The 24631-nt window shown below is 69.6% G+C and carries 21 protein-coding genes; 9 read left to right on the forward strand and 12 right to left on the reverse strand.

All coding sequences use genetic code 11. The annotated features are described in order from the left end of the window. Positions 1–138 precede the first annotated feature (138 nt). The 3 genes from katG to F1734_RS01840 form a co-directional block, all read right to left on the reverse strand. Entirely contained in the window at positions 139–2325 is a 2187-nt protein-coding gene (katG, locus tag F1734_RS01830; protein ID WP_010595419.1) for a catalase/peroxidase HPI, read from the reverse strand. A gap of 39 nt (positions 2326–2364) precedes the next feature. Further along, positions 2365–2808 (reverse strand): Fur family transcriptional regulator, encoded by a 444-nt coding sequence (locus tag F1734_RS01835; protein WP_203011289.1) that lies wholly within the window; start codon positions 2806–2808, stop codon positions 2365–2367. A gap of 152 nt (positions 2809–2960) precedes the next feature. Further along, a complete protein-coding gene (locus F1734_RS01840) occupies positions 2961–4415 on the reverse strand; it encodes a CCA tRNA nucleotidyltransferase (RefSeq protein ID WP_017681027.1) in 1455 nt (484 codons plus the stop codon). A gap of 98 nt (positions 4416–4513) precedes the next feature. Between F1734_RS01840 and F1734_RS01845 the strand changes: the two genes are divergently transcribed. The 5 genes from F1734_RS01845 to F1734_RS01865 all read left to right on the forward strand — a co-directional run bounded on the left by F1734_RS01845 (position 4514) and on the right by F1734_RS01865 (position 12636). Then, positions 4514–5107, forward strand: coding sequence for an NUDIX hydrolase (locus F1734_RS01845; protein WP_010595422.1), 594 nt, complete (start codon positions 4514–4516; stop codon positions 5105–5107). Continuing rightward, on the forward strand, positions 5104–7437 hold the full coding sequence (locus F1734_RS01850) for a DUF6049 family protein (RefSeq protein ID WP_017681026.1): 2334 nt from the start codon (positions 5104–5106) through the stop codon (positions 7435–7437). Before F1734_RS01845 ends, F1734_RS01850 begins: the two co-directional genes overlap by 4 nt. Continuing rightward, the gene (gene murJ / locus F1734_RS01855; RefSeq protein ID WP_010595425.1) at positions 7434–11258 is read left to right on the forward strand and encodes a murein biosynthesis integral membrane protein MurJ; all 3825 of its coding nucleotides are present in this window, start codon (positions 7434–7436) and stop codon (positions 11256–11258) included. Before F1734_RS01850 ends, murJ begins: the two co-directional genes overlap by 4 nt. An 82-nt stretch (positions 11259–11340) precedes the next feature. Then, a complete protein-coding gene (sigM, locus tag F1734_RS01860; RefSeq protein WP_203011290.1) occupies positions 11341–11886 on the forward strand; it encodes an RNA polymerase sigma factor SigM in 546 nt (181 codons plus the stop codon). 51 nt (positions 11887–11937) lie between these two features. After that, positions 11938–12636 (forward strand): hypothetical protein, encoded by a 699-nt coding sequence (locus F1734_RS01865; RefSeq protein ID WP_203011291.1) that lies wholly within the window; start codon positions 11938–11940, stop codon positions 12634–12636. A gap of 12 nt (positions 12637–12648) precedes the next feature. Here F1734_RS01865 and F1734_RS01870 read toward each other — a convergent pair whose 3' ends face one another. Beyond that, a complete protein-coding gene (locus F1734_RS01870) occupies positions 12649–13218 on the reverse strand; it encodes a TetR/AcrR family transcriptional regulator (protein ID WP_203011292.1) in 570 nt (189 codons plus the stop codon). 81 nt (positions 13219–13299) lie between these two features. Here F1734_RS01870 and F1734_RS01875 point away from each other — a divergent pair, with 81 nt between their 5' ends. The 4 genes from F1734_RS01875 (at position 13300) to F1734_RS01890 (ending at position 17731) form a co-directional block, all read left to right on the forward strand. Then, positions 13300–14499, forward strand: a complete 1200-nt coding sequence (locus tag F1734_RS01875) for an NADH:flavin oxidoreductase (protein WP_017681023.1) — start codon at positions 13300–13302, stop codon at positions 14497–14499. A gap of 589 nt (positions 14500–15088) precedes the next feature. Then, positions 15089–16057 (forward strand): thioredoxin-disulfide reductase, encoded by a 969-nt coding sequence (gene trxB / locus F1734_RS01880; RefSeq protein ID WP_059175062.1) that lies wholly within the window; start codon positions 15089–15091, stop codon positions 16055–16057. Between the two features lie 31 nt (positions 16058–16088). Then, positions 16089–16418 (forward strand): thioredoxin, encoded by a 330-nt coding sequence (gene trxA / locus F1734_RS01885; protein WP_003936658.1) that lies wholly within the window; start codon positions 16089–16091, stop codon positions 16416–16418. A 128-nt stretch (positions 16419–16546) separates the two neighbouring features. Beyond that, positions 16547–17731 (forward strand): N-acetylmuramoyl-L-alanine amidase, encoded by a 1185-nt coding sequence (locus F1734_RS01890; protein ID WP_010595431.1) that lies wholly within the window; start codon positions 16547–16549, stop codon positions 17729–17731. 9 nt (positions 17732–17740) lie between these two features. Here F1734_RS01890 and F1734_RS01895 read toward each other — a convergent pair whose 3' ends face one another. The 8 genes from F1734_RS01895 to rnpA all read right to left on the reverse strand — a co-directional run bounded on the left by F1734_RS01895 (position 17741) and on the right by rnpA (position 24614). After that, the gene (locus F1734_RS01895) at positions 17741–18430 is read right to left on the reverse strand and encodes a hypothetical protein (protein ID WP_026137832.1); all 690 of its coding nucleotides are present in this window, start codon (positions 18428–18430) and stop codon (positions 17741–17743) included. Positions 18431–18487: 57 nt separating this feature from the next. Beyond that, complete coding sequence (locus F1734_RS01900; RefSeq protein WP_010595433.1) at positions 18488–19561, reverse strand: ParB/RepB/Spo0J family partition protein; 1074 nt, start codon at positions 19559–19561, stop codon at positions 18488–18490. Then, positions 19558–20562, reverse strand: coding sequence for a ParA family protein (locus F1734_RS01905; RefSeq protein WP_010595434.1), 1005 nt, complete (start codon positions 20560–20562; stop codon positions 19558–19560). The genes F1734_RS01900 and F1734_RS01905 overlap by 4 nt, the downstream gene beginning before the upstream one ends. Positions 20563–21416: 854 nt before the next feature. After that, positions 21417–22097 (reverse strand): 16S rRNA (guanine(527)-N(7))-methyltransferase RsmG, encoded by a 681-nt coding sequence (gene rsmG / locus F1734_RS01910; RefSeq protein ID WP_203011293.1) that lies wholly within the window; start codon positions 22095–22097, stop codon positions 21417–21419. 117 nt (positions 22098–22214) lie between these two features. Then, a complete protein-coding gene (locus F1734_RS01915) occupies positions 22215–22760 on the reverse strand; it encodes a Jag family protein (protein ID WP_010595436.1) in 546 nt (181 codons plus the stop codon). A gap of 21 nt (positions 22761–22781) precedes the next feature. Then, positions 22782–23888, reverse strand: coding sequence for a membrane protein insertase YidC (gene yidC / locus F1734_RS01920; RefSeq protein WP_010595437.1), 1107 nt, complete (start codon positions 23886–23888; stop codon positions 22782–22784). Positions 23889–23958: 70 nt separating this feature from the next. Continuing rightward, entirely contained in the window at positions 23959–24240 is a 282-nt protein-coding gene (gene yidD / locus F1734_RS01925) for a membrane protein insertion efficiency factor YidD (protein WP_203011294.1), read from the reverse strand. Beyond that, positions 24237–24614, reverse strand: a complete 378-nt coding sequence (rnpA, locus tag F1734_RS01930; protein ID WP_026137831.1) for a ribonuclease P protein component — start codon at positions 24612–24614, stop codon at positions 24237–24239. The genes yidD and rnpA overlap by 4 nt, the downstream gene beginning before the upstream one ends. Between the last annotated feature and the right edge of the window lie 17 nt (positions 24615–24631).

The following is a 24631-nucleotide window of genomic DNA, read 5'->3' on the forward strand; positions in this document are numbered from 1 at the left end:
CTGGCTCACGATTCGCCGTCCGGACCGGTGAGAGGGTGCGCGCGCACTCCGAACGCGCGGCATCCCGCCGGCTGACAGAGCCGGCGGGATGCCGCCCCAGGTGTGGAGGATCGGCCGGGGAAGGCCGATCCTCGAGGATCAGGTGAGGTCGAACCGGTCGAGGTTCATCACCTTGTTCCATGCCGCGACGAAGTCCTGGACGAACTTCTGCTGCGCGTCGGCGCTGCCGTAGACCTCGGCGATTCCACGCAACTGCGAGTTCGAACCGAAGACCAGGTCGACGGCCGTGGCTGTCCACCTGACCTCACCCGAGGCCCGGTCGCGGCCCTCGTAGACGTTCTCGGTCGACTCGGAGACCTTCCACTCCGTGCGCATGTCGAGCAGGTTCACGAAGAAGTCGGTGGTCAGTGCCTCGGGCCGATCGGTGAACACGCCGTGGGCGGATTGCCCGAAGTTGGCGTTCAGGGCCCGGAGTCCGCCGACGAGCACCGTCATCTCCGGAGCGGTCAGCGTCAACAGGTTCGCCCGGTCCAGCAGCAACCGTTCCGGCGGCTGCTTCTCACCGTCGCGCAGGTAGTTGCGGAACCCGTCGGCCCGGGGCTCGAGTACGGCGAACGACTCCGTATCGGTCTGTTCCTGCGAGGCATCGGTGCGGCCCGGCGAGAACGGGACCGTGATCTCTACACCGGCGTTCTTCGCCGCCTGTTCGACTGCGGCGCAGCCGGCCAGGACGATCAGATCGGCGAGCGAGACCTTCTTCGCGGACTGACCGCTGTCGAAGTCCTGCCGGATCTGCTCGAGGGCCTGCAGTACCTCGGCCACCCGGCCGGGTTCGTTGATCTCCCAGTTCTTCTGCGGCTCGAGGCGGATGCGGGCACCGTTGGCCCCGCCGCGCTTGTCGGTGCCACGGAAGCTCGCCGCCGACGCCCACGCGGTGGCGACCAGCTGCGGGATGGACAGTCCCGACTCGAGGATCTTGGTCTTCAGGGCGGCGATGTCGTCCGCGCCGATCAGTTCGTGATCGACCGCGGGAACCGGGTCCTGCCACAGCTGCGCCTCGGGGACCCACGGGCCGAGGTAGCGCGTGACCGGCCCCATGTCGCGATGCAGCAGCTTGTACCAGGCCTTGGCGAACTCCTCCTCGAACTCCTTCGGGTTGTCCAGCCAGCGACGAGTGATCGGCCCGTAGATCGGGTCGAACCGCAGCGACAGATCCGTGGTCAGCATCACCGGTGTGTGACGCTTGGACGCATCGTGGGCGTCGGGGACGGCGTCGGCGGCGGCCCCGTCCTTCGGGATCCACTGCCACGCGCCGGCGGGGCTCTTGGTCTTCTCCCACTCGTAGCCGTACAGGGTTTCGAGGTAGGTGTTGTCCCACTGCCGCGGGGTGGGGGTCCAGGCACCCTCGAGCCCGCTGGTGATCGCGTCCCCGCCGACGCCGGTGCCGTAGGAGTTCTTCCAGCCCAGGCCCATCTGCTCGATGGGGGCGGCCTCGGGCTCGGGACCGACGTGGTCGGCGGTCGCGGCACCGTGGGTCTTGCCGATGGTGTGCCCGCCCGCGATGAGTGCCGCCGTCTCGATGTCGTTCATCGCCATCCGGCCGAACGTCTCCCGGATGTCGATGGCCGCGGCGAGCGGATCCGGATTACCGTTGGGCCCTTCGGGATTGACGTAGATCAACCCCATCTGCACGGCGCCGAGCGGGCCGGACAGTTCCCGCTCGCCGCTGTACCGCTCGTCCCCGAGCCAGGTGTCCTCGGGGCCCCAGAACACCTCGTCGGGCTCCCAGATGTCCTCGCGGCCGAAGGCGAAACCGAACGTCTCGAATCCCATGGATTCGTACGCGCAGTTGCCGGCGAAGATCAGCAGATCCGCCCAGGAGAGCTTGCGGCCGTACTTCTGCTTGATCGGCCACAGCAGCCGGCGCGCCTTGTCGAGGCTCGCGTTGTCGGGCCAGCTGTTGAGGGGAGCGAAGCGCTGGGCGCCCTTGCCGCCACCGCCCCGGCCGTCGGCGATGCGGTACGTGCCCGCGGCATGCCAGCTCATCCGGATGAACAGCGGGCCGTAGTGGCCGTAGTCGGCCGGCCACCACGGCTGCGACGTCGTCATCAGGGCGAAGATGTCCTGTTTGAGGGCCTCGACGTCGAGGCTTGCGAACTCGTCGGCGTAGTTGTAGTCCGGTCCCATCGGATTGGACAGGGGCGAATGCTGGTGGAGGACCTGCAGATCCAGCTGGTTGGGCCACCAGTCCCGGTTGGTCCTGGGCCGATGCGGTTTCGGCTCGGGAGACGGGATTACCGGATTTTCGCTTTCACTGTTGGACACGTCGGCCCTTCCTTCCGGATGCGGTGAATCTGACGGTGATCACGGATGTGACCGCGAAGCGTGAGCTGCCGAGCAGTCGGGGCACGTGCCCCAGTAGATGACCTCCGCCTCGTCGACGTGGAAGCCGCTGTGGTCGGACGCCGTCAGACAGGGCGCCTCGCCGACGGCACAGTCGACGTCGACGATGGCCCCACAGGACCGGCAGACGAGGTGGTGGTGGTTGTCCCCGACCCGCGACTCGTAGCGTGCGACGGAACCGGACGGCTGGATCCTGCGCACCAGACCGGCACCGGTCAGGGCGTGCAGCACGTCGTACACGGTCTGCCGGGACACGTCGGGCAGACCGGTACGCACGGTTCCGAAGATCGTCTCCGTGTCGGCGTGCGGGTGCTCGTGCACCGCCTCCAGCACTGCGATCCGGGGCCGGGTCACGCGCAGCTCCGCCGTACGCAATTGCTCCACGAATTCCTGCGTCGAGGGCACGGGGATACTATGACGCACTTTTCTGGAATGAGTCCCGACTTTGACGCAATCGCAGCATGATCAGAGTTCGGGTGCATGCCCGGGCGCCGCCCACAGCTGGGCGGGGTGGTCCGGGCTACCGGGTCGTGCGGGGCGGCCCCGGCTACCGGGCGCTAGGGCTTCGGTTGCTGCGACCACCACTTCAGCAGCTCGGCCTCGGCCTCGTCGCGATCGAGGGGCCCACGGTCGAGCCTCAGCTCCTTGAGGAACTTCCACGCCTGCCCCACCTGCGGGCCGGGCCTGAGGCCGAGCAGTTCCATGATGGCGTTGCCGTCGAGGTCGGGCCGGACCTTCGCCAGGTCCTCCTGCTCGGCGATGCGCTCGATGCGCGTCTCGAGATCGTCGTAGGTGGCCTGCAGCGCCGCGGCCCGGCGCTTGTTGCGGGTGGTGCAGTCCGCCCGGACCAGCTTGTGCAGCCGGGGCAGCAGGTCACCGGCGTCGTGCACGTAGCGACGGACCGCCGAATCCGTCCACTGGCCCTTGCCGTAGCCGTGGAACCGCAGGTGCAGGAACACGAGCTGACCGACGTCGTCGATCATCTGCTTGGAGTACTTCAGGGCCCGCATCCGTTTGCGGACGAGCTTGGCGCCGACGACCTCGTGGTGGTGGAAGCTGACGCCGCCGCCCGGCTCGTTGCGCTTCGTCGCGGGCTTGCCGATGTCGTGCAGCAGGGCCGCCCAGCGCAGCACGAGGTCGGGGTCGCCGTCCTCGAGGTCGATGGCCTGCCGGAGCACGGTCAGCGAATGCCAGTACACGTCCTTGTGCTGATGGTGCTCGTCGATCTCGAGCTTCATCGCGGGGATCTCCGGGATCACTCGCTCGGCGAGGCCCGTCTCGACCATGATGTCGATGCCCTCGATGGGGTAGTCACCGAGGATCAGCTTGTCGAGTTCGGCCTGCACCCGCTCGGCGCTGATCCGCAGGATCTCGTCGGCCATGGCCACGATCGCGTCGTGCACGCGTTCGGCCAGCCCGAACCCCAGCTGGGAGACGAACCGCGCCGCGCGCAGCATCCGCAGCGGGTCGTCGTGGAACGACTCGCTCGGCAGCGCGGGCGTGTCGATGACCCCGGCGAGCAGGGCATCCATTCCGCCGAGCGGATCGACGAAGTCCTCCGCGCCGGTCGGGCCGATCCGCACGGCCATCGCGTTGACGGTGAAGTCGCGCCGGACGAGGTCGTCCTCGAGGCGGGTGCCGTACTCGACGATCGGATGGCGGGTGACGCGGTCGTACGCGTCGCTGCGGAACGTGGTGATCTCGATCTGCTCCGGTCCCTTGACCGCGCTGATCGTGCCGAAGTCGATGCCGGTGTCCCACTGGTGGTCGGCCCAGCCGCGCAGCAGCGCCTGCACCTGCTCGGGCCGCGCATCGGTGGTGAAGTCGAGATCGGTCCCGAGGCGACCGAGGACCGCGTCCCGGACGCTCCCTCCCACCAGGTAGAGCTCGTGACCGGCGGCGGTGAAGCGCGCACCGAGCGGCGCCAGGATGTCCGACAGCGCACGCAGCGTCGCGTCGGCCCCGGCGAGCAGTCGGGCGCGCCGCTCGGTGTCGGTGGAGGGAGAGTTCACGTCTTCGAACCTTACCGAGGTGGCCGAACGCACCGGTGCGCGCTCCGGACGTGCCTGGTTGAACCGCCGGGCGCGTCCCGCCAACTAGTATCGATGGGGTGTCGCCCGCAGAACGTGCCAACCGCAACCGCCGCACCTCGCGGCGGCGTGGCGCGGGCGCCAAGTCCGGTGGCCGGTCCACCTCCGACACGTCGAAGCCTCACCTGCGCACGGTCCGCGAGACCTCGGCCGGGGGACTGGTGGTCGACGGCCTCGGCGGACCCCCCGAGAAACTGTGCGCGGCGTTGATCGGACGCACCGACCGTCGGGGCCGGCTGCTGTGGTCGCTGCCGAAGGGACACATCGAGAAGGGTGAGACCGCCGAGCAGACGGCGATGCGCGAGGTCCACGAGGAGACCGGCATCCACGGCACCGTCCTCGCCACCCTCGGCAGCATCGACTACTGGTTCGTCACCGAGGGCCGGCGCGTCCACAAGACCGTGCACCACTACCTGCTGCGCTACCTGGACGGCGAGCTCTCCGACGCCGACGTCGAGGTCACCGAGGTGGCCTGGGTCCCGCTGCCGGAGCTGCGCTCGCGCCTGGCGTACGCGGACGAGCGCAGGCTCGCCGACGTCGCCGACCAGTTGATCGCCGAGATGGATCCGTCGATGCTGCTCGGACCCGGCGGACCGGAGGCCCGTCTCGGATGACGTCGGCAGCTCGCCGGGCCGCGGCGGCCGTTCTCGCCGTGCTCGCGCTCGTCCTGACGACGGCGGGCGTGTCCGTCGCCCAGCCGCGCAGCGACGGGTCCGACGCGCCGCGCTTCCTCGAACTGCGCATCGACTCGGTGACGCCGACGACGGTGTCCACCAGCAGCGAGCCGGTGGTGACGGTGACCGGCACGCTCGAGAACGTCGGGGACCGCGACGTCGAGGACATCGCCGTGCGGCTGCAGCGTGCCCCGGCGGTCGGCTCCGCCGAGGAGCTGCGCACCGCGTTGACCTGGGATCAGACCGCCTACGACCGCACGGGTCCGTTCGAATCGGTCGCCGACGTCCTCGAGCGGGGTGAGCAGCGGCAGTTCCGTCTCGAACTGGCGCTGCGCTCGGCGCAGGACCCGTCGCTGGGAATCGACGCACCCGGGGTGTACCCGCTGCTCGTCAACGTCAACGGCGCTCCCGAGTACGGCGGTCAGGCCCGGCTCGACGACGCCCGGTTCCTGCTGCCCGTGCTCGGGGTGCCCCCGAGCGAGAACCGGACGGACCGCCCCGTGCCGCCGGACACGTCCGCACCCGTGGGGATCACGATGATGTGGCCGCTCGCGGACCGGCCGCGTCTCGCGGCGGGGGTGCCCGGCTCGGCGACGGAGCCGGTCCGCCTCGTCGACGACGACCTTGCGACGTCGCTCGCCGACGGCGGTCGTCTCGACGGACTGCTCGACGCCGCCGAACGGGCGGCCACCGCCGAGGACCGCCGCGTCGCCGACGCGCTGTGCCTGGCTGTCGACCCCGACCTGCTCGTCACCGTCGCCAACATGACCCGCGGCTATCTGGTGGTCGAGGACCCCGCCGAGCCGATGGGCGACGCCCGCGACGGGGAGGGGACGGCGGCGGCCGCCGCGTGGCTGGAACGGTTGCGAGCCGTCGCCGGCTCGATGTGCACGGTCGCGGTGCCCTTCGCCCAGGTCGACACCGCCGCCCTCGCCGAACTCGACGACGCCTCGCTCGCCGGGCCCGCCCTCGCCGCCCCCACCGGGATCGTGAACACGATCCTCGGGATCACCACGACCCGCGACGACGTGGTCTGGCCCGATGCCGGGGTCCTGACCGAGAAGGCGGGGGCGTTGCTCGCCGCCGACAGTCCGGTGACGGCTCTGCTCGCCGACACCGCGGTCGACGCCGCGGACGCGGCCGCGGGCACGGGTCCCGCGCCCGTGCGGGGCGTGGACGGCCTGTCCACGGTCCTGTTCGACAGCGCCGCCGCGACCGCGCTCGCGGCGCTCGGTGACGCACCGCAGACGCCGTCGTTCACCGACGAGGACGCCCGCTACGACCTCACCGAGGATTCCCCGGACGCCCGTCTGCAGGACGCGCTGGGCGCCCTGAGCTGGTCCGCGCTGCGCACCCGGGACGACGTCACCCGGACCGTGTCCACCGGCGCACCCGCGGCCCCGGACTCCGTGCTGTTCGCGCCGCCGCAGTCGTGGAGCGCATCCGGCGACGACGCCGCCGCGGTCCTGTCGATGGTCGGCACGCTGATCCGCTCGGGCCTGGCCACCGCGCGTCCGTTCGACACCCTGTTCACACCGGTCCCCGGGGACACGCCCACTGTCGCGCTGTCCTACCCGGAGCAGGCCATCGTCGACGGCGCCTCGGCCGAGGTGATGGACACGGCCCGCGAGCAGGCGCCCCGCCTGGATGCGTTCGAGGAGGCGCTCGTCGAGGATCCCCAGGCACAGCTCACGCCGCAGCAGTTCACCGCGCCGTTGCGCGAGGATCTGCTGCGCGCGATGAGTCTGGCGGGCCGGCGCGGACCCGACCCCGGCGCCGCAGCACGCGACGCGGTGCGGCGCGGCGACGAGGTCCGCGACGCCGTCGACGGGATGTTCGCGGGGGTGACCGTGCTCTCACCCGGTGGCGTCTACACGCTGACCTCGGAGCAGAGTCCCCTACTGTTGGTCGCGCGCAACGATCTGCCGGTGGGCATCACCGTGCGGCTGCACGTGGACGCCCCGTCGGCGATGAAGATCACCGACATCGGGCCCACACAGCTGCCGCCGCGGGGCAGCCGCACCCTCACGGTGCCCGCGCAGATCAGCGATTCGCGGAAGATCGGTGTCGAGTTCGCCCTGACCACGGAGTCCGGGCTGCCGCTCGGCACCCCGACGAACGTGACGGTACGGTCCAACGCGTACGGCCAGGTTCTCGCGATCGTCACCGGCTGTGCGGGGGCGCTGCTGCTGTTCCTGGCGGGCCGTCGTCTCCTGCACCGCTTCCGCGGCGAGCCCGATCCAGCCGACGAAGGGTACGAGAAGCAATGACCGGGAATCCGACCCGTGAGGACGTCGCCCCGCCCGCCCCCGCGGCGGCGGAGCCGGCCCCGCGTAAGAACCCCGGCCTCCTCGCCGCGACCGGCTCGATCGCCTTCGCCACCCTGATCAGCCGGATCACCGGCTTCGTCAAGCAGGTGCTGCTGCTGACCCTGCTCGGTGCCGCCGTCGCCAGCTCCTACACGGTCGCCGCCCAGATCCCGAACATGATCTCCGAGCTGGTGCTCGGCGCCGTCCTCACCTCGATCGTCGTGCCGGTGCTGGTCCGCGCGGAACGCGAGGACCCGGACGGCGGTGCGGCCTTCGTCCGGCGCCTGTTCACCGTCTCCGTCACCGTGCTCGGGCTCGCCGCCCTGCTGGCCACCGCCGCCGCGCCGGTCCTCGTCACCCGGTTCTTCCTCGACGACACGGGCAAGGTGTCGACGACGCTGACCACGGCGCTGACGTATCTGCTGCTGCCGGCGATCCTGTTCTACGGCCTGTCGGCGCTGCTCACCGCCATCCTGAACACCCGGCAGGTGTTCAAGCCGGGCGCGTGGGCGCCGGTGCTCAACAACGTCGTCGTCATCACGGTTCTCGTCCTCTACTTCCTGCTGCCCGGGGAGATCACCCTCGACCCGGTGCGGATGAGCGACCCGCATCTGCTCCTGCTCGGCTGCGGCGTCACCCTCGGTGTGGTGACCCAGGCGATGTCCCTGGTGCCGGCGCTGCGCCGCGAGGGGATCAGCCTCAAGCCGCTGTGGGGGCTCGACGACCGGTTGCGCCAGTTCGGCGGCATGGGCGCAGCCATCGTGCTGTACGTGCTCATCAGCCAGGCGGGCATGGTGTTCGCGACCCACGTCTCGTCGAGTGCCGACGCGGCCGGTCCGGCGATCTACAACAACGCGTGGTTGCTGCTGCAGCTGCCGTACGGCGTCCTCGGCGTCACGGTGCTCACGGCGATCATGCCGCGGCTGAGCCGCAACGCCGCCGCGGAGGACACCCCCGCCGTGGTGGACGACCTGTCGGTCGCGACCCGGCTGACGATGATCGCGCTGATCCCGATCGTCGTGTTCTTCACCGTCGCCGGCCCGCAGATCGGCACGGCCCTGTACGGCTACGGCAGCTTCGGCGAGGGCAACGCCGAACGGCTCGGCCAGGCCGTCAGCTGGTCGGCGTTCACCCTGATCCCGTACGCCCTCGTCCTCATCCATCTGCGCGTGTTCTACGCGCGCGAGCAGGCGTGGACCCCCACGTGGATCATCCTCGGCATCACCGCCGTGAAGGTCGCCCTGTCCGCCCTCGCGCCCGTCGTCGCCCGCAACGACGACCAGGTGGTGCTGCTGCTGGGCGTGGCGACCGGCCTGGCGTTCACGGTCGGGGCGGGCATCGGCGGATTCCTGCTGCACCGCGCCCTCGGCGATCTGCGGATGGCGAACGTGGGCCGGACCCTGTGGCACGTGGTGACCGCGTCGGCCGCGGGCGCCGTGGTGATGCTGATCGCCGATCGGCTGCTGCGGCTCGGTGCGCTCAGCGACCGGTTCGGCGGCGTCGGCTCGATGGTGCGCGTCGCGATCACCGGCGCGCTGATGCTGCTGGTGACTCTCACGGTCATGTGGCTGCTGAAGGTGCCCGAGATCCTGGCGATCACCGCGGCGGTCCGGCGCAAGGTCGATGCGCTGCGCGGTCGCACGCCGGTCGAACCGGAGATCGCCGAGGCCGATGCCGACGAGATCGCCGAACTCGAGGCGGCCCGGGAGTCCGAGGCGGAGAAGACCATCGTGTTGCCACGACTGGACTACGGCGACTACGGGGTGGCCCCCTACGACGCGGTCACCGAGGTGCTTCCCGCGCTCCGGAACCTGCCGAGCCACATCGATGCACACGGGCAACTCCCGTACCCTGGTCGACGGCAGGTTCGGACCGCCCGGGACGGATCGCGCCGGTTCGCGGATGCCGGACGGCCTCCCGGCTACCTCCGGGGCGGGCGAGTCGAACAAGAAGGAGTGAGGGTGAGCGACGATCACGCTACCGGTAAGTCCACGGTCGATGAGTCCGCATCGACCGATCCCGGTTCGGTGTCCACGGACGCCGACGGCACGCGGTCCCCGCAGGCCGGCACGCCCGATCGTTCCCCCTCGTCCCGCAAGTCCGCCGACGGTGCGGCCGACGGCCGGTCCGGCGCCGGCCGGCCGCAGCGCGATCCTCACGTCGACACCGGCGTCGTCCCCGTCGGCTCGCCCCAGCTGCCGCCCCTGCGGGTGCCCGGGTCCGCTCCGCGCACCCCGATGCGCGGGCCGAAGCTGATCCCCGGCGCGTCGGTCGCCGGCGGTCGCTACCGTCTGCTCGCCCCGCACGGCGGCGCGCGCGGTCTGCGCTTCTGGCAGGCGCAGGACGTCAAGCTCGACCGTGAGGTGGCGCTGACGTTCGTCGACGCCGAGCAGCGCGCCGGGGACGTCACCGGTCCCGACGGTCCGCAGGCGATCCTTTCGCGCACGCTGCGCCTGGGACGGATCAACTCACCGGGGCTCGCCCGGGTACTCGACGTGGTCCGCGGCAGTTCGGGCGGCATCGTCGTCGCCGAGTGGACACCCGGTCGCTCGCTGCGCGAGATGTCCGGCACCGAGCCGTCCCCGCTCGGTGCGGCACGCGCGGTGCAGGCCCTCGCGGCCGCGGCCGAGGCTGCGCACCGCGGCGGTGGCGCCCTCTCGATCGACCACCCCGACCGGATCCGCATCAGTGTCGCCGGCGACGCGGTGCTGGCCTTCCCCGCCACCTTCGCCGACGCGGACGTCACCTCCGACGTCCGGGGCCTCGGCGCCGGCCTGTACGGCCTGATCACCGCGCGCTGGCCGCTGCCCGAGCAGGCCGCGCCCGGGCAGCAGCCCCCGGCCCAGACCGGCGGCACGATCGGCGGCATGCGCCCCGCGGACCTGACCGCCGAGGGCACCCCGGTCGAACCCCGCGCGCTGCGGCCGGAGGTGCCGTTCGAGATCTCCGCGGTCGCAGTGCGCGCGCTCGCGGCCGACGGCGGCATCCGGACGGCGGCCACCGTGCAGCACATCCTCGGCCAGGCCTCGGTCGTGGACCAGAAGACCGACATGATCCCGGCGCTGCGGCTCGGGCAGCGCAGTCCCGGTGCCACCAACCACGCGCTCGCGGACCCCGAGGCCCTCGCGGAGGAGAAGAAGCGGTCGGAGCGGATGCTGTTCGCGCTCGTCGGGCTCGGCATCACCACCGTGGTGCTGCTCGCCCTGATCGGCTGGTGGATCGCGAACCTGCTCGCGGGGGGCAGCTCCGACGAGCCGCTCACGAGTCAGGACTTCGGACTCACCCCGACCACCGAGGCCCCGTCGGAACCGGTGGCCCAGGCGCCGGCGCCGGCCGCGGCCGCGGGCCCGGTGGCGGCGTCGGCGGTGTCGGTGTTCTCCCCTCAGGGCACTCCGGACTCGCCGGCGACGGCGCGGTTGGCGATCGACGGCGATCCCTCGACGGAGTGGAGCACCGATGCCTACTTCCAGCCGTTTCCCGCGTTGAAGAACGGAGTGGGCCTGATGGTGGCGCTCGCCGAGCCGGCGGCGCTCTCGTCGGTGTCGGTGACATCGGACAGCCCGGGTACGAAGGTCGAGATCCGCAGCGCGCCGTCGGACCAGGCGTCACTGGACCAGACCCAGGTGATCGGGTCGGCGACACTGCGTTCCGGCGTCACGGAGATCCCGGTCGAGTCCGAGGGACGCACCTCCGACGTGCTGGTGTGGATCACGGGCCTGAGTACGTCCGGTGGCGGCAACAAGAGCTCGATCGCCGAGGTGACGTTCACCGCCGCCGAGTAGCCGGCGCTCGCACCCCCGGTAGCCCACCTCGATCGGCTACCATCCGCGCGTGCGAATTTTGGGGGGGATCGCAGGAATTGCCATGTCCGACGCCGAGTTGCTGGCGGCGCACGTGGCGGGGGACCGACGTGCGTTCGCGCACCTGCTCGAACGGCACTACGACCATCTGTGGCAGGTGGCGCGCCGCACCAGCTACTCGCCGGAGGATGCAGCGGACGCACTGCAGGAGGCGTTGCTGTCGGCGCATCGTACGGCGGGGAAGTTCCGGAACAACGCGGCGGTGCGCAGCTGGTTGCACACCATCGTGGTGAACGCGTGCCTGGACCGCATCCGGCGCAACAGGGCACGACCGACCGTTCCGCTGTACGACGACCACACCGACATCCGCGACGAACGAAATCGCATCGCGGAGCGGGAAATTGCGATGGACATCGAGGCGGCGCTGTGCACCCTGCCACCGGAGCAGCGCGCCGCAATCGTCGCGGTCGACGTGGAAGGCCGGCCGGTGAGCGAGGCGGCCCGACGGCTCGGCGTCCCCGAGGGCACCGTCAAGAGCCGGTGCGCGCGGGGGCGTCGTCGGCTCGCGGTGCTTCTCGGCGACCTGCGGGAGACGGGGAACCGATCGTGAGCGGTGACCGTCTTATCCTGGTGAGGGCACCCGAGGCGGAGAGGACAGCGGATGACCGAGGACGAGCTGCCGCAGCCGCCGTATTCTGCCGACCTGCTCGCCGACCTGCACGCCGGGGTTCTGGACGACGATGTCGCCGCCCGGTTGTGGCCGGCGGTACGGCGGGATCCGGACGCCATGACGGTGATCGCCGCGCTCGACTCCGTCGGCCGCCGTCTGCGGGCTCTCGGTGAAGCCGAAGACGGCGGGGGGCCGTCGATCCCGCCGGACGTCGCGGCCCGGATCGATACGGCGCTGACCGCCGACGCCGCCGCGCGTCGCCGCCGACGGCTCGCTGCGGCCGGCATCGGGACCGCGGCGGCGGCCGCGGTGGCGATCGGATTCGCCGTCGTCGCCCACGGCGCGGACCGTCCGGAGATTCCGGCATCGACAGCTGCGCCTGCCCTCGTCGCTCCCGACACCGTCGCGCCCGACCCCGACGTACTGGATCCGGCGACGTGGCGCGCGATGATCGGCTCGTCGGACACCGGTCCTCTGTCGGACCGGGAAGCCCTCCGAGAATGCCTCGACGCCAACGGGATCGACGAGTCACGACCACTACTGGGATCGCGCACGATCCGGTTCGACGGCCGGGAGGCGGTGGCACTGGTCCTGGGCGATCCCGCGTCGCCGCGGTTGACGGCGCTGGTGGTGGGTACCGGGTGTGGCGCCTCCGATCCGGCCACCCTGGCTGTCCACGGGATCGGCTGAGACGCAACGAGTTCACTCGTCGGCGGCGGGCAGCAGCAGGTCGAGGATCCGTGTCCGCAGGGCCGACGTATCATCTTCGGCCGCAACGACACTCGCGAACATCGCCGCGCCCGCGGCAAGGACGAGCACGGCGCGCGCGTCGAGGTCGGCGCGGGCGGAGCCGTCGGAGAACAGGGCCGCGCTCGGGCCGCTGAAGTTGCGCCACAGCGTGTTCCGCAGATCTTCGTGATCACGGAGCGCCGCGACGAGCCCGGGCAGGGCAGCGCGGACGTCGGGGCGGGCGAACAGGTCCGCACTGCCCTGGACCACCCACTCGATCCAGCCCCGACGGTCCGTCCCCTGGATCGGTGCCAGGTCCGGCGCGGAGCCGAGAATCGAGTCGAGCACGAGGTGCGCCTTGGACGGCCACCGCCGGGCCAGCGCCGCCCGGCTCACCCCGGCGCGGGCCGCGATCCCGCGCAGGCTCAGGCGCTCCCAGCCGACCTCGAGCAGCATCGCACGGGTCACGGCGAGGACCTCGGTGTCGATGCGCGGATCGCGGGGGCGGCCGGCGGGCGTGGGGGAGCGGTCGGATGTGGTCATCACCGGTGATTGTGGCGCACGGCACGCCGCGGCACTATAGTTGCAACACGTTACAGAACCACTGGCATCGAAAGTAGGGGCATGACCTCGTCGCGACCTGCCGTGTTCGAGCCCGCCCGGCTCGGACCGCTCACCCTGCGCAACCGCATCCTCAAGGCCGCGACATTCGAAGGCGTCATGCCCGGCGGTCGCGTCACCGACGAACTCGTCGAGTTCCATGCCGAGGTCGCCCGCGGTGGCACCGCCCTGACCACCGTCGCGTACTGCGCCGTCGCCCCAGGCGGACGCGTGCATCGCAACACCGTCGTCCTCGACCGCGACACCGTCCCCGGCCTCCGGCGACTCACCGACGCCGTGCACGCCGAGGGCGCTCTCGCCTCGGCGCAGATCGGTCACGCCGGCCTCGTCGCCAACCAGATCTCCAACGGAACGAAGACCCTCGCCCCGTCCACCCGCATCAGCGCCCCCGCGATGGGCCTGGTGCGGGGCGCGAGTCTCGAGCAACTCGATCAGGTCGTCGCCGACTACGAGAACGCGACCCGCTACGCCGTCGAGGCCGGATTCGACGCGCTCGAGGTGCATCTGGGACACAACTATCTGCTCAGCTCGTTCCTCAGCCCGAATCTCAACAAGCGCAGCGACCGCTACGGCGGCAGTCTCGAGAAGCGAACCGCGCTGCCCCGGCGCGTTCTCGAGGCCGTCCGAAAGGCAGCCGGTGACTCGGTTGCCGTCATCGTCAAGTTCAACATGACGGACGGCGTCCCGAAGGGACTGTGGCTCCACGAGAGCCTGCCGATGGCGCGGCTGATCGAATCCGACGGTCACATCGACGCAATGGAACTCACGGGCGGCAGCTCGCTGCTCAACGGCATGTACTTCTTCCGCGGCGACGTCCCGATGGCCGAGTTCGTCGCGTCCCAGCCCAGGCTCGTCGGACTGGGGCTGCGGTTCTACGGACCGAGGCTCTTCCCCGTCTACCCGTTCGAGGAGGCGTTCTTCCTCCCGATGGCGCGGCAGTTCCGGTCGGAACTGAGCATGCCGCTCATCCTCCTCGGCGGCATCAACCGGATCGACACCATCGAGAACGCGCTCGACGAGGGATTCGATTTCGTCGCGATGGGGCGGGCGCTGTTGCGGGACCCGTCTCTCGTCAACAAGTTCCGGGACGAACACGTGCGCGAGGGGCTGTGCATCCACTGCAACAAGTGCATGCCGACCATCTACACCGGCACCCGGTGTGTCGTGCGCGAAGCCCTGCGCGACGTGGAGCACCGCGCCTGACGGACGCTGAACGGCGATGCGGGGCCGACGATCCGGGACCCGGCGTTCGCGCACGAGATTCGCGCTTCCGGAATCGAACCCGATGCGCCGCGTGCGCAGCGGGTCGCGCCGCCGGTGCGGCACCCGCCGGGCGCCGACCGCGTACCTCGTGGCGCCACCCCACTCACCCGGCCCGTGCACACCCGATCCCGTGCAGACCCGGCCCGTGCTCGGACGGTACGAGCGCCCGGACTCCCGGGAGACATGATCGGCGGTCGTCGACATGCCGGGCATCGGGTCGCGCGTGGGGGAGGGGAGAGGACCCGATGCCCGGGACGAGACGGCAAGAGCTGACAGCGTCCATATCGTCAACGTGACGATTCGACCTCTGTGTGCCAGGGCTCCCGCCACCACTCCACCGGCAGCGGGGCAGAATACGCCTGACTGTGGCGTGACGCACGGCACGCGAGGAACAACACCCCTTACCCTGGTGTTGACCCATGTTGTGGACCACTGACGTCCCGGTCACGGGCCTTCAGGCTCGTCCGTCATCGAAGTACCAGCAGGCAGAAGTACCAGCAGAAGCACCAGCAGACACCGGAAGGCTCGCATGACCACTGATTCCACGATCCACGACCTTGTCATCGTCGGTTCGGGCCCGGCCGGATACACCGCCGGGATCTACGCCGCCCGTGCCGAACTGAAGCCGTTGCTGTTCGAAGGAACCCAGTTCGGCGGCGCCCTGATGACCACCACCGAAGTCGAGAACTTTCCCGGCTTCCGCGAGGGCATCATGGGGCCGGACCTGATGGATCAGATGCGTGAGCAGGCCCTGCGTTTCGGCGCCGACATCCGCTCCGAGGACGTCGACGAACTCGACCTGACCGGCGACGTCAAGAAGATCGTCGCCAACGGACAGACCTACCAGGCCCGCGCCGTCATCCTCGCGATGGGCGCCGCCGCCCGCTACCTCGGCATCCCCGGCGAGGAACAGCTCCTCGGACGCGGTGTGTCCGCCTGCGCCACCTGCGACGGCTTCTTCTTCCGCGACCAGGACATCGCCGTCGTCGGCGGTGGCGACTCCGCCATGGAGGAAGCGACCTTCCTGACCCGCTTCGCCCGCAGCGTCACCCTCGTCCACCGTCGTGAGGAGTTCCGCGCCTCCAAGATCATGCTCGACCGCGCCCGCGCGAACGAGAAGATCCGCATCGTCACCAACGCCAAGCCGGTCGAGGTGCTCGGCGATACCTCCGTCACCGGTCTGGTCCTGGAGGACACCGTCACCGGCGAACGCAGCACTCTCCCGGTGACCGGCATGTTCGTCGCGATCGGCCACGATCCCCGCAGCGAACTCGTCCGCGGACAGGTCGACGTCGACGACGCCGGCTACGTGAAGGTGCAGCAGCCGACCACCGCCACCAACCTGCCCGGTGTGTTCGCCGCCGGCGACCTCGTCGACCACATCTACCGCCAGGCGATCACCGCCGCCGGCACCGGCTGCTCCGCCTCGCTCGACGCCGAGCGCTGGCTCGCCGAACTGCCGGACCACCACCCGATCACCGTCAACGCCGGATACTGATCCCTTCCCCCTTCATCGAGTAGGAGCAATCGTGGCCGACAAGAACACCGTCACCATCTCCGACGCCTCGTTCGTCGAGGACGTCCTGCAGTCCGACAAGCCGGTACTGGTCGATTTCTGGGCCACCTGGTGCGGCCCGTGCAAGATGGTGGCTCCCGTTCTCGAGGAGATCGCCGGGGAGCACTCCGACAAGCTCAAGATCGCCAAGCTCGACATCGACGCCAACCCCGCTGCGGCGCGCGACTACAAGGTCATGTCGATCCCGACGATGATCCTGTTCTCCGGCGGCAAGCCGGTGAAGACCATCGTCGGTGCGAAGGGCAAGGCGGCCCTCCTCCGCGACCTAGCCGACGTACTCTGAATCACCGTTTTCCACGTCGACACGGATGCGCCCGGATTATTCGTGGTCCGGGCGTATCTGCGACAATCGAACGATGGTCTGGTGGAACACCGGGCACAGCAGGTCAGCAGCACGGAAAGGGCCGAGACATGCACCGACTGCGCTACGGCGACCATGGCCCTGCCGTCGCCGAAATCCGGAGCACCCTCACCGGCCTCGGGTTTCTGCACGGCGAGTCCGACGTCGCCGCCGGCGACAGCTGGGTGGGCTCCGATGCGGTGTTCGACCGTGACCTCGACAGCGCGGTGCGTGCGTTCCAGCAGCAGCGTGGTCTGCTCGTCGACGGCATCGTCGGTCCCGCCACGTACCGGTCGCTGAAGGAAGCCTCGTACCGGCTCGGCGCCCGCACCCTCATCTATCAGCTCTCCGCCCCGCTCTACGGCGACGACGTCGCAACCCTGCAGCGGCGCCTACAGGACCTCGGGTTCTACGTGGACCGGGTCGACGGCTACTTCGGACCGCGCACCCACGAGGCGCTGAGTTCCTTCCAGCGGGAGATCGGTCTCGCGCCCGACGGTATCTGCGGCCCGGAGACCCTCCGCTCGCTGGAGCTGCTCGGCACCCGCGTCACCGGTGGGTCTCCGCACGCCATCAGCGAAGAGGAGATCGTCCGCCGGTCCGGTCCGCATCTGAGCGGCAAACGCATCGTCATCGACCCCGGCCTCGGCGGGCGCGACCACGGAATCATCGTGCGCAGCCCACACGGCGACATCTCCGAGGCCGACATCCTGTGGGACCTCGCTCGACGCCTCGAGGGCCGCATGGCCGCGACGGGAATGGAGACCTTCCTCTCCCGGCCGTACCACGCGAATCCGTCGAACATCGAGCGAGCCGGAACCTCCAACGCGTTCGGCGCCGATCTGATGATCTCCCTCCGCTGCGACAGCAGCCCCAACCCGGCCGCGAGCGGCATCGCAAGCTTCCACTACGGCAACGCGCACGGCTCCGAGTCGATGATCGGCCAGGTGCTCACCGGATTCATCCAACGCGAAGTGACGGCACGCACGGCCCTGCGGGACTGCCGCAGCCACGGCCGCACGTGGGATCTGCTGCGCCTGACGAACATGCCCACCGTGCAGCTCGATCTCGGATATCTCACGAACGCGCAGGATGCCTCGGTCCTGGCCAACCCCCGTTCGCGGGACATCATCGCCGAGGCCATTCTCATCTCCGTGAAGCGCCTCTACCTCCTGGGGCAGGACGATCAGCCCACCGGCACGTACACCTTCGCCGAACTGCTCGCCGAGGAACTGTCGATCACCGAGACCCGCTGAGCGGTTCGCTCAGCGGGCCGCCCCGACGGGCGTGCGGTCCGAGATGCCCGCGACGGTGAGTGCGGCCTCCTCGAGCAGCCGGTCCAGGGCCGCTTCCACGCCGATCTTCCACTCGTGATCGCGATCGAGTTCGAGTCGCAGCCTGGGGAAGCGGTGATGGGGGGCGACAACCTCGAACCCCATGTCCTCGAGGAATCCGGCCTCGATCATGCATTCGGCGGGGGAGCAGTCCCGGGCCGCCGTTGCGCCGGGGACATCGCTCTCCTCCTCGCCGGCGGACCGGTACCCGAAGGCCTCGATCGCGCGCACGTTGCGGCGGACCAGGTCGGAGATCACGGCGCGGATCAGTCCCGCGCCGAGGTCGCTGTCCTCCGCGAGCGGCTCGATCCGGACGGTGGTCAGCAGGATCGCATCGGCGCTCACCGGGGAGGTCGGGAACAGGTGGGCGCGCGGCACCATGTTCGGTGGGGCATAGAACGCGCTGCCGGCGGGCTTGTCGTCGAGCGTGGCGACCTGGGCGCAGGAACCCCACTGGAGCATGACCATCGACAGCCACGCTTCCTTCTCGAACTCCGGATCGTAGAATCCGCCCGCGTCGCGTACCGCCGCGGGATCCATCTCCCAGAACACACAGCGTCGGGCGTGTGCCGACAGCTGGTCCAGTCCGCCCAGGGTGAGTGTTGTGACTCGAGTCGACACTGGGTTACTCAGCCTCCATGTCCGTATCCTCGACTGTCGTCCTGACGTGCCGAGGCGTCAAGAGGGGTCGGCCTGAGTTTCCATCATCGCCACGATCCGCTCCAGATCGTCGACCGAACCGAACTCCACGACGATCTTGCCCTTGCGCTTGCCGAGGCTGACCGTGACACGGGTGTCGAAGGAATTGGACAGGCGCTCCGCGACGTCCTGCAGGCCGGGCATCTGGATGGGTTTGCGACGCTGCTGCGGTGCGGGGTCCTTCCCGTCGCCGCGATTCGCCAGCATGACCGCTTCCTCGGTGGCGCGGACGGAGAGGCCCTCGGCGACGATGCGCGCCGCGAGAACCTCCTGCGCGTCGGACCCGGCTTCGAGGGACAGCAGGGCGCGGGCATGCCCCGCGGACAGCACACCCGCCGCCACCCGCCGCTGGACGGGGATCGGCAGCTTGAGCAACCGGATCATGTTGGTCACCACGGGACGCGATCGTCCGATGCGAGCCGCGAGTTCCTCGTGGGTGACCCCGAACTCCTCGAGCAGCTGTTGGTAGGCCGCGGCTTCCTCCAGCGGATTGAGCTGGACGCGGTGGATGTTCTCGAGCAGCGCGTCGCGCAGGAGGGACTGGTCGTCGGTCTCACGGACGATCGCCGGGATGGTGGCGAGGCCGGCCTCCTGACCGGCACGCCACCGGCGCTCACCCATGACGAGCTGGTATCGCTCGCCGTCGATCCTGCGCACGACGATGGGCTGCATGAGCCCGAACTCGCGGATGGAGTGGACGAGCTCGGCGAGCGCCTCCTCGTCGAAGACCTGGCGGGGCTGTCGCGGGTTCGGCTCGATCTTGTCCGTGTCGATCTCGAGGTAGACCGCGCCGGCGGGGGAGGGGAGGGGAGCGTCGGTGGGCGCCGGACCGCCGTCGCCCACGGCTTTCGCGCCCTCGGTCCGGCTGCTCCCGGACCTCGCCGGTGCGGTGGCAGCAGCCTTCTTCGACGCGGTCTCCGCGGCCGCGGTCTTGCGGTTGTCGCCGATGATCACGTCCGCCGCAGCGTTGCCGAGACCGGGGGCGGCCGCCGGGCCGGTCGGAATCAGCGACGCCAGACCCCGGCCCAACCCGCCCTTGCGTGTCGCGCTCATTCGTTCCCCTGCTTCTCGTTCCGGTACCCACGTGCCGCCAGTTCACGCCCCGCGTCGAGGTAGCTCATCGCGCCGCGCGAACCTGGATCGTAGTCGAGGACGGTCATCCCGTACCCGGGAGCTTCCGAGACCCGCACGCTTCGGGGGATGACGGAGCGCAGCACCGCGCTGCCGAAGTGGGCGCGCACCTCCTCCGCCACCTGATCGGCGAGCTTCGTGCGGCCGTCGTACATGGTGAGCAGCACGGTGGAGACGTGCAGTTCGGGATTGAGGTGCGACTGGACCAGTTCGATGTTCCGCAGCAACTGGCCGACGCCCTCGAGCGCGTAGTACTCGCACTGGATGGGAATGAGCACCTCCTTCGCCGCGACGAGCGCATTGACGGTGAGAAGACCCAGCGACGGCGGGCAGTCGATGATGATGTAGTCGAAGTCCTGGTCGCCCAGCGCAGTTGCGGAGAGAGCGTTCTTCAGACGGTTCTCGCGCGCCACCATCGAGACGAGTTCGATCTCGGCGCCCGCAAGATCGATCGTGGCCGGGATGCAGAACAGGCGCTCGCTGTGCGGGCTCTGCTGGACGGCTTCGGCCGCCTTGACCTCCCCGAGGAGCACCTCGTAGCTCGACGGGATGCCGGAGTGGTGTGGCACTCCGAGCGCGGTGCTGGCGTTGCCCTGGGGATCGAGATCGACGACGAGGACGGTCAGCCCCTGGACGGCGAGGGCGGAGGCGAGGTTCACGGTGGACGTGGTCTTGCCGACCCCGCCCTTCTGGTTCGCGATCGTGATCACTCGACGGTGCGCCGGTTTGGGGAGGGCGTTCACGGAACTCGGGTGCAGCACCTGGCTGGCCCGGTGCGCAGCGGCGCCGATCGGCGTATCCAGCGGCGAGAGTCCCTCGTACGGAATCGGAGAGAACTCGTCCTCGGCGGACCCGGACGCGGCTGCCGTCGTCCTCTGCGTCTCGGTTTCACGTGAAACAGCGGATTCAGATCCACCCGACATTGACCGCTCCTTTGTTGTCGACACCCGCACGGTACATCCCCCTCGCGACACCACGCCGGTGATCCGCGCTCGACCACCGCGGCCGGTCACCGTTTCGGTCCCACGGGGGGTGGAGTGAGCCGAGGCGCAGTGACTGATGCCCGAACTCGGAAGGTGGAGTGCGCCGGCGAGGGTTGGCGACCGTTCCCGGCCCACTCCCTTTCCTCGTTTCGATTCAGTATCCCATCCGCCTTCCGCGGGAGTGCGACGACGTCGCCGACGAATCTCGTTTCACGGGAAACCCACCGTTTCACGTGAAACCGAAAAGTGCAGGTTTCACGTGAAACAACGCGTCGCACTCGCGACCGCCTCGATGTGAAGGGGGAGCTACTGTCACAGTGACGATTTGGCCGAGGGTATAGGGAAGGGTGTGTGCCGAAGAGGATTCGCCGTCCTGGCGCTGCCGTGCCGTCGACCCTAAAAGTCAAGGAGGACAACAACTTCGGTGACTCGTGCTGCAGGAGAGGCCAGCCCGCGGTAGTTGCGGGCAGGACCGGGCACACCGGAGCGGATTTCGGCGGGGATCGGCCGGTGACGACGCGACAGGACCGTGACGCGACAGAGAAAGGACGCGACAGGAGAGGGACGCGACAGGAGAGGGACGCGACAGGAGAGGGACGCGACAGGAGAGGGACACCGCAGGTCTCGAGCCGCGGGCGGCCCGGCATCCGGGTATGGCGGCCGCCGGGGACGACGGGGGCACACTGCCCGACACCCTGTCCGCCTCGAGTGCCTCGAGTCGCTCATCTCCTCGAGTGCGATCCTCGAGAGGGCGCCGCACTCGAGAGTGCGGGTCGGTTTCACGTGAAACCGGATCAGTGCTTCTTGCGCCGCCGAGTCGGCCGCGGCATCCGCTCGGCTTTCACCACGAGGGTGGGTGTCTCGAGCAGCCCCACGCCGCACTCGAGGACCTCGAGGTTGCCGGCGCCGAGACGAGCCAGTTCGTCGCGGTCGCGCGCGATCTCCTCCGCCGCGCTGGAACCCTTGAGCGCCAGCATCCGCCCACCCTCGCGCACGAGCGGCAGCGACCACTTGGCGAGTTTCGCCAGGGGAGCCACGGCTCGGGAGGTGACGACGTCGGACCCTCCGGCCTCTTTCACGACGCCGGGTTGCTCGGCACGACCGCGAATGACAAGCACATTGGTCAGGCCGTGCGCTTCGACGAACTCCGCCAGATACACCGACCGGCGCAGCAACGGCTCGACGAGGATCACGTGCAGATCGGGACGGGCGATAGCCAGGGGGATGCCCGGGAGACCGGCACCGCTACCCACGTCGACGACACGTTCGCCCTCGTCGATCAATTCACCGAGTACGGCGCAGTTGAGCAGGTGACGATCCCACAGTCGGGTGACCTCGCGCGGCCCGATGAGTCCACGCTCCACACCGTCGGTCGCGAGCGAATCCCGATACTGCTCCGCGAGACCGAGCCGCTCACCGAAGACGCGAACGGCGATCTCGCGGATGCGTCCCTCGTCCTGTTCCACGTGAAACATCCTCTCCCGGCGACAACCTCGCCTCGAGAGAAGGGAGGGATCCCGACGTCGCGCGCCGAGATCCCTCCCTCCTTACTGCTGTCCGGTCGGACTGCTGTCCGGTCGGACTGCTGTCCGTCAGTCCTTGAGGACGACGACCCGACGCTGCGGCTCGGCGCCCTCGCTCTCGCTGGAGACACCGTCGATCCTGGCCACCGCGTCGTGCACGATCTTGCGCTCGAAGGGCGTCATCGGAGTCAGTTCCTCGCGCTCCCCGGTCTCGAGGACACGCTTCGCGGCGGCCGTGCCGAGCGCGCTGAGTTCGGCCCGCTTGCCGGCCCGCCATCCCGCGATGTCGAGCATCAGCTTGCTGCGTTCACCGGTGACCTGCTGCACGGCGAGGCGGGTGAGCTCCTGCAGGGCGTCGAGCACCTCGCCCTCGCGACCGACGAGCTTGGACAGGTCCTTACCGCCGTCGATGCTCACCACCGCGCGATCGCCCTCCACGTCGAGGTCGATGTCGCCGTCGAAGTCCAGCACGTCGAGCAGCTGCTCGAGGTAGTCACCGGCGATCTCGCCCTCCTCGACCAGCAGATCGTCCTCGGAGTCGGAATCCGCGTCGAGATCCGGCGTCTCGGTGGTCACGTCGGCATCCTCCTGTGCCTTGTCCAGGTCACTGGCCATGATTCGCTCTCTCTTCTTCGGTCAGCGCCGCTTGCGCTTGGAGTTCTTCGAGCCGCCGGGGCGTTTCGATCCGGCCGCGTTCTTGGGAGATCCGGACGGCGGGGCGGACGGCGTGGCACCGCCGGACGCGTCGTCCGTGGCCGTCTTCTCCAGGGAGACCTCCGGGGCACCCGCAGCGTCCTCGACACCGGTGGAGGCAGTCTTCTTCTTCGTCGTCCGATCGGGACGGGCACCGGGCTTGGGAGCGTTGTCGCTGCGGCGTGCGATCGCGGCCTGCTTCTTGGCCTCTTCTTCCTGGTCGATCTTGCGGAAGACGATGTGCTGCTGCGCGTAGGTCCAGATGTTGTTGCTCACCCAGTACAGCAGGATGGCGATCGGCAGGAACGGACCGCCGACGATGACGCCGAGCGGGAACACGTACAGCGCCAGCTTGTTCATGATCGCGGCCTGCGGATTGGCCGCGGCCTGCGCGCTCTGCCGGGCGACGGAGGCACGGGAGTTGAAGTGCGTTGCGATGCCCGCCACGATCATCAGCGGGATCGCGACGAGCGCGATGTCGAGCCGGGAGGGGATCCCGCCGAAGGGCTCGAATGCCACCAGTGATGCCTCGGGCTGGGTGATCCACGCCGAGATCGGTGCACCGAACAGGCGCGCACTGAGGAACGACTGCACGTCCTCCGGGCTGAACGCATAGTTGCCGAGTTGCGCGTTCTCCTCCGGCGACAGCCCGAGCTGACCGAAGCCTTCACCGGTGCGGTTGAACGAGCGCAGCACGTGGAACAGACCGATGAACACCGGCGCCTGCAGCAAGACCGGGAGGCAACCCATCAGCGGGTTGAAGCCGTGTTCCTTCTGCAGTTTCTGGAGCTCGACGGCCTGCCGCTGCCGGTCGTTGGAGTACTTCTTCTGCAGCGCCTTGATCTGCGGTTGCAGTTCCTGCATCTGCCGCGTCGTCCGGACCTGCTTGACGAACGGCTTGTACAGGATCGCGCGCAGCGTGAAGACGAGGAAGACCACGGACAGCGCCCACGTCGCGCCGTCGTCGGGCTCCAGTCCGGGCAGTGCCGTGAAAGCGTTGTGCCAGACCCAGAGGATCCAGGACACGGGATAGTAGATGAAGTCGAGCACGGCTCTATGTACTCCTCAGGTCGTCCAAGGTCGCCACCCAGCGGCGTCGGTCCGAAGTCTTCAGTGCCGGTCAGGGATCCCGGTCGACCGATCGATGCCGCCGCTCGGGCACCGGATCCCAGCCCCCAGGGTGCCAGGGTGCGCACTTGAGCAGGCGGACGACCGTCAATACGGCGCCCACCACGAACCCGCGGGTACGCAACGCCTCGACGGCATACTCGCTGCAGGTGGGGGTGAAACGGCAGGTCGGCATGCGCGTCGGGGACACGTACGTGCGATAGAGCTCGATGCAGAAGATCAACATCCGCACCGGCGCGGAGCGCACCGACCGCAGCACCTCACCCGCGTTCATTCCGGCCGCCGCGCCGTCGCGACCAGGCCCAGGCGGGCGAGACCGGAGCGAACCTGCCGGTCGAGTTCCCGTGAGGACGCCGAGGCGGCACCGGGCAGAGCCCGCACGACGACGTCTGCGCCGACGGGAACCTCGTCGACGAGCGTCGCACAGATATGACGAAGCCGGCGTGCGACTCGATGTCGAATCACCGCCGGCCCGACAGCCTTGCTCACGACGAATCCGAACCGTGGACCGCCGAAACTCACCACCAGCTCGGCCTGCTCCCGCTCGATCGCGTGCACGACCAGGTCTCGCCGTCCCTGCCGGCGGCCGCGACGGACTGTCTCGGAGAAGTCCGCGCGGCGCCGCAGGCGATACGGCTCAGGTAGCACCCCGAGCTCCCGGAATC

The sequence above is a fragment of the Rhodococcus ruber genome (genome assembly GCF_016804345.1).
Classification (GTDB): Bacteria; Actinomycetota; Actinomycetes; order Mycobacteriales; family Mycobacteriaceae; genus Rhodococcus; species Rhodococcus ruber.

What these genes read in the sequence shown, in the direction of transcription:
- F1734_RS01850 (WP_017681026.1), top strand. Translation starts at nt 5,104, where the DNA reads ATGACGTCGGCAGCTCGCCGGGCCGCGGCGGCCGTTCTCGCCGTGCTC.
- murJ (WP_010595425.1), top strand. Translation starts at nt 7,434, where the DNA reads ATGACCGGGAATCCGACCCGTGAGGACGTCGCCCCGCCCGCCCCCGCG.
- sigM (WP_203011290.1), top strand. Translation starts at nt 11,341, where the DNA reads ATGTCCGACGCCGAGTTGCTGGCGGCGCACGTGGCGGGGGACCGACGT.
- F1734_RS01865 (WP_203011291.1), top strand. Translation starts at nt 11,938, where the DNA reads ATGACCGAGGACGAGCTGCCGCAGCCGCCGTATTCTGCCGACCTGCTC.
- F1734_RS01870 (WP_203011292.1), bottom strand. Translation starts at nt 13,218, where the DNA reads ATGACCACATCCGACCGCTCCCCCACGCCCGCCGGCCGCCCCCGCGAT.
- F1734_RS01875 (WP_017681023.1), top strand. Translation starts at nt 13,300, where the DNA reads ATGACCTCGTCGCGACCTGCCGTGTTCGAGCCCGCCCGGCTCGGACCG.
- trxB (WP_059175062.1), top strand. Translation starts at nt 15,089, where the DNA reads ATGACCACTGATTCCACGATCCACGACCTTGTCATCGTCGGTTCGGGC.
- F1734_RS01890 (WP_010595431.1), top strand. Translation starts at nt 16,547, where the DNA reads ATGCACCGACTGCGCTACGGCGACCATGGCCCTGCCGTCGCCGAAATC.
- F1734_RS01900 (WP_010595433.1), bottom strand. Translation starts at nt 19,561, where the DNA reads ATGAGCGCGACACGCAAGGGCGGGTTGGGCCGGGGTCTGGCGTCGCTG.
- F1734_RS01905 (WP_010595434.1), bottom strand. Translation starts at nt 20,562, where the DNA reads ATGTCGGGTGGATCTGAATCCGCTGTTTCACGTGAAACCGAGACGCAG.
- rsmG (WP_203011293.1), bottom strand. Translation starts at nt 22,097, where the DNA reads ATGTTTCACGTGGAACAGGACGAGGGACGCATCCGCGAGATCGCCGTT.
- F1734_RS01915 (WP_010595436.1), bottom strand. Translation starts at nt 22,760, where the DNA reads ATGGCCAGTGACCTGGACAAGGCACAGGAGGATGCCGACGTGACCACC.
- yidD (WP_203011294.1), bottom strand. Translation starts at nt 24,240, where the DNA reads ATGAACGCGGGTGAGGTGCTGCGGTCGGTGCGCTCCGCGCCGGTGCGG.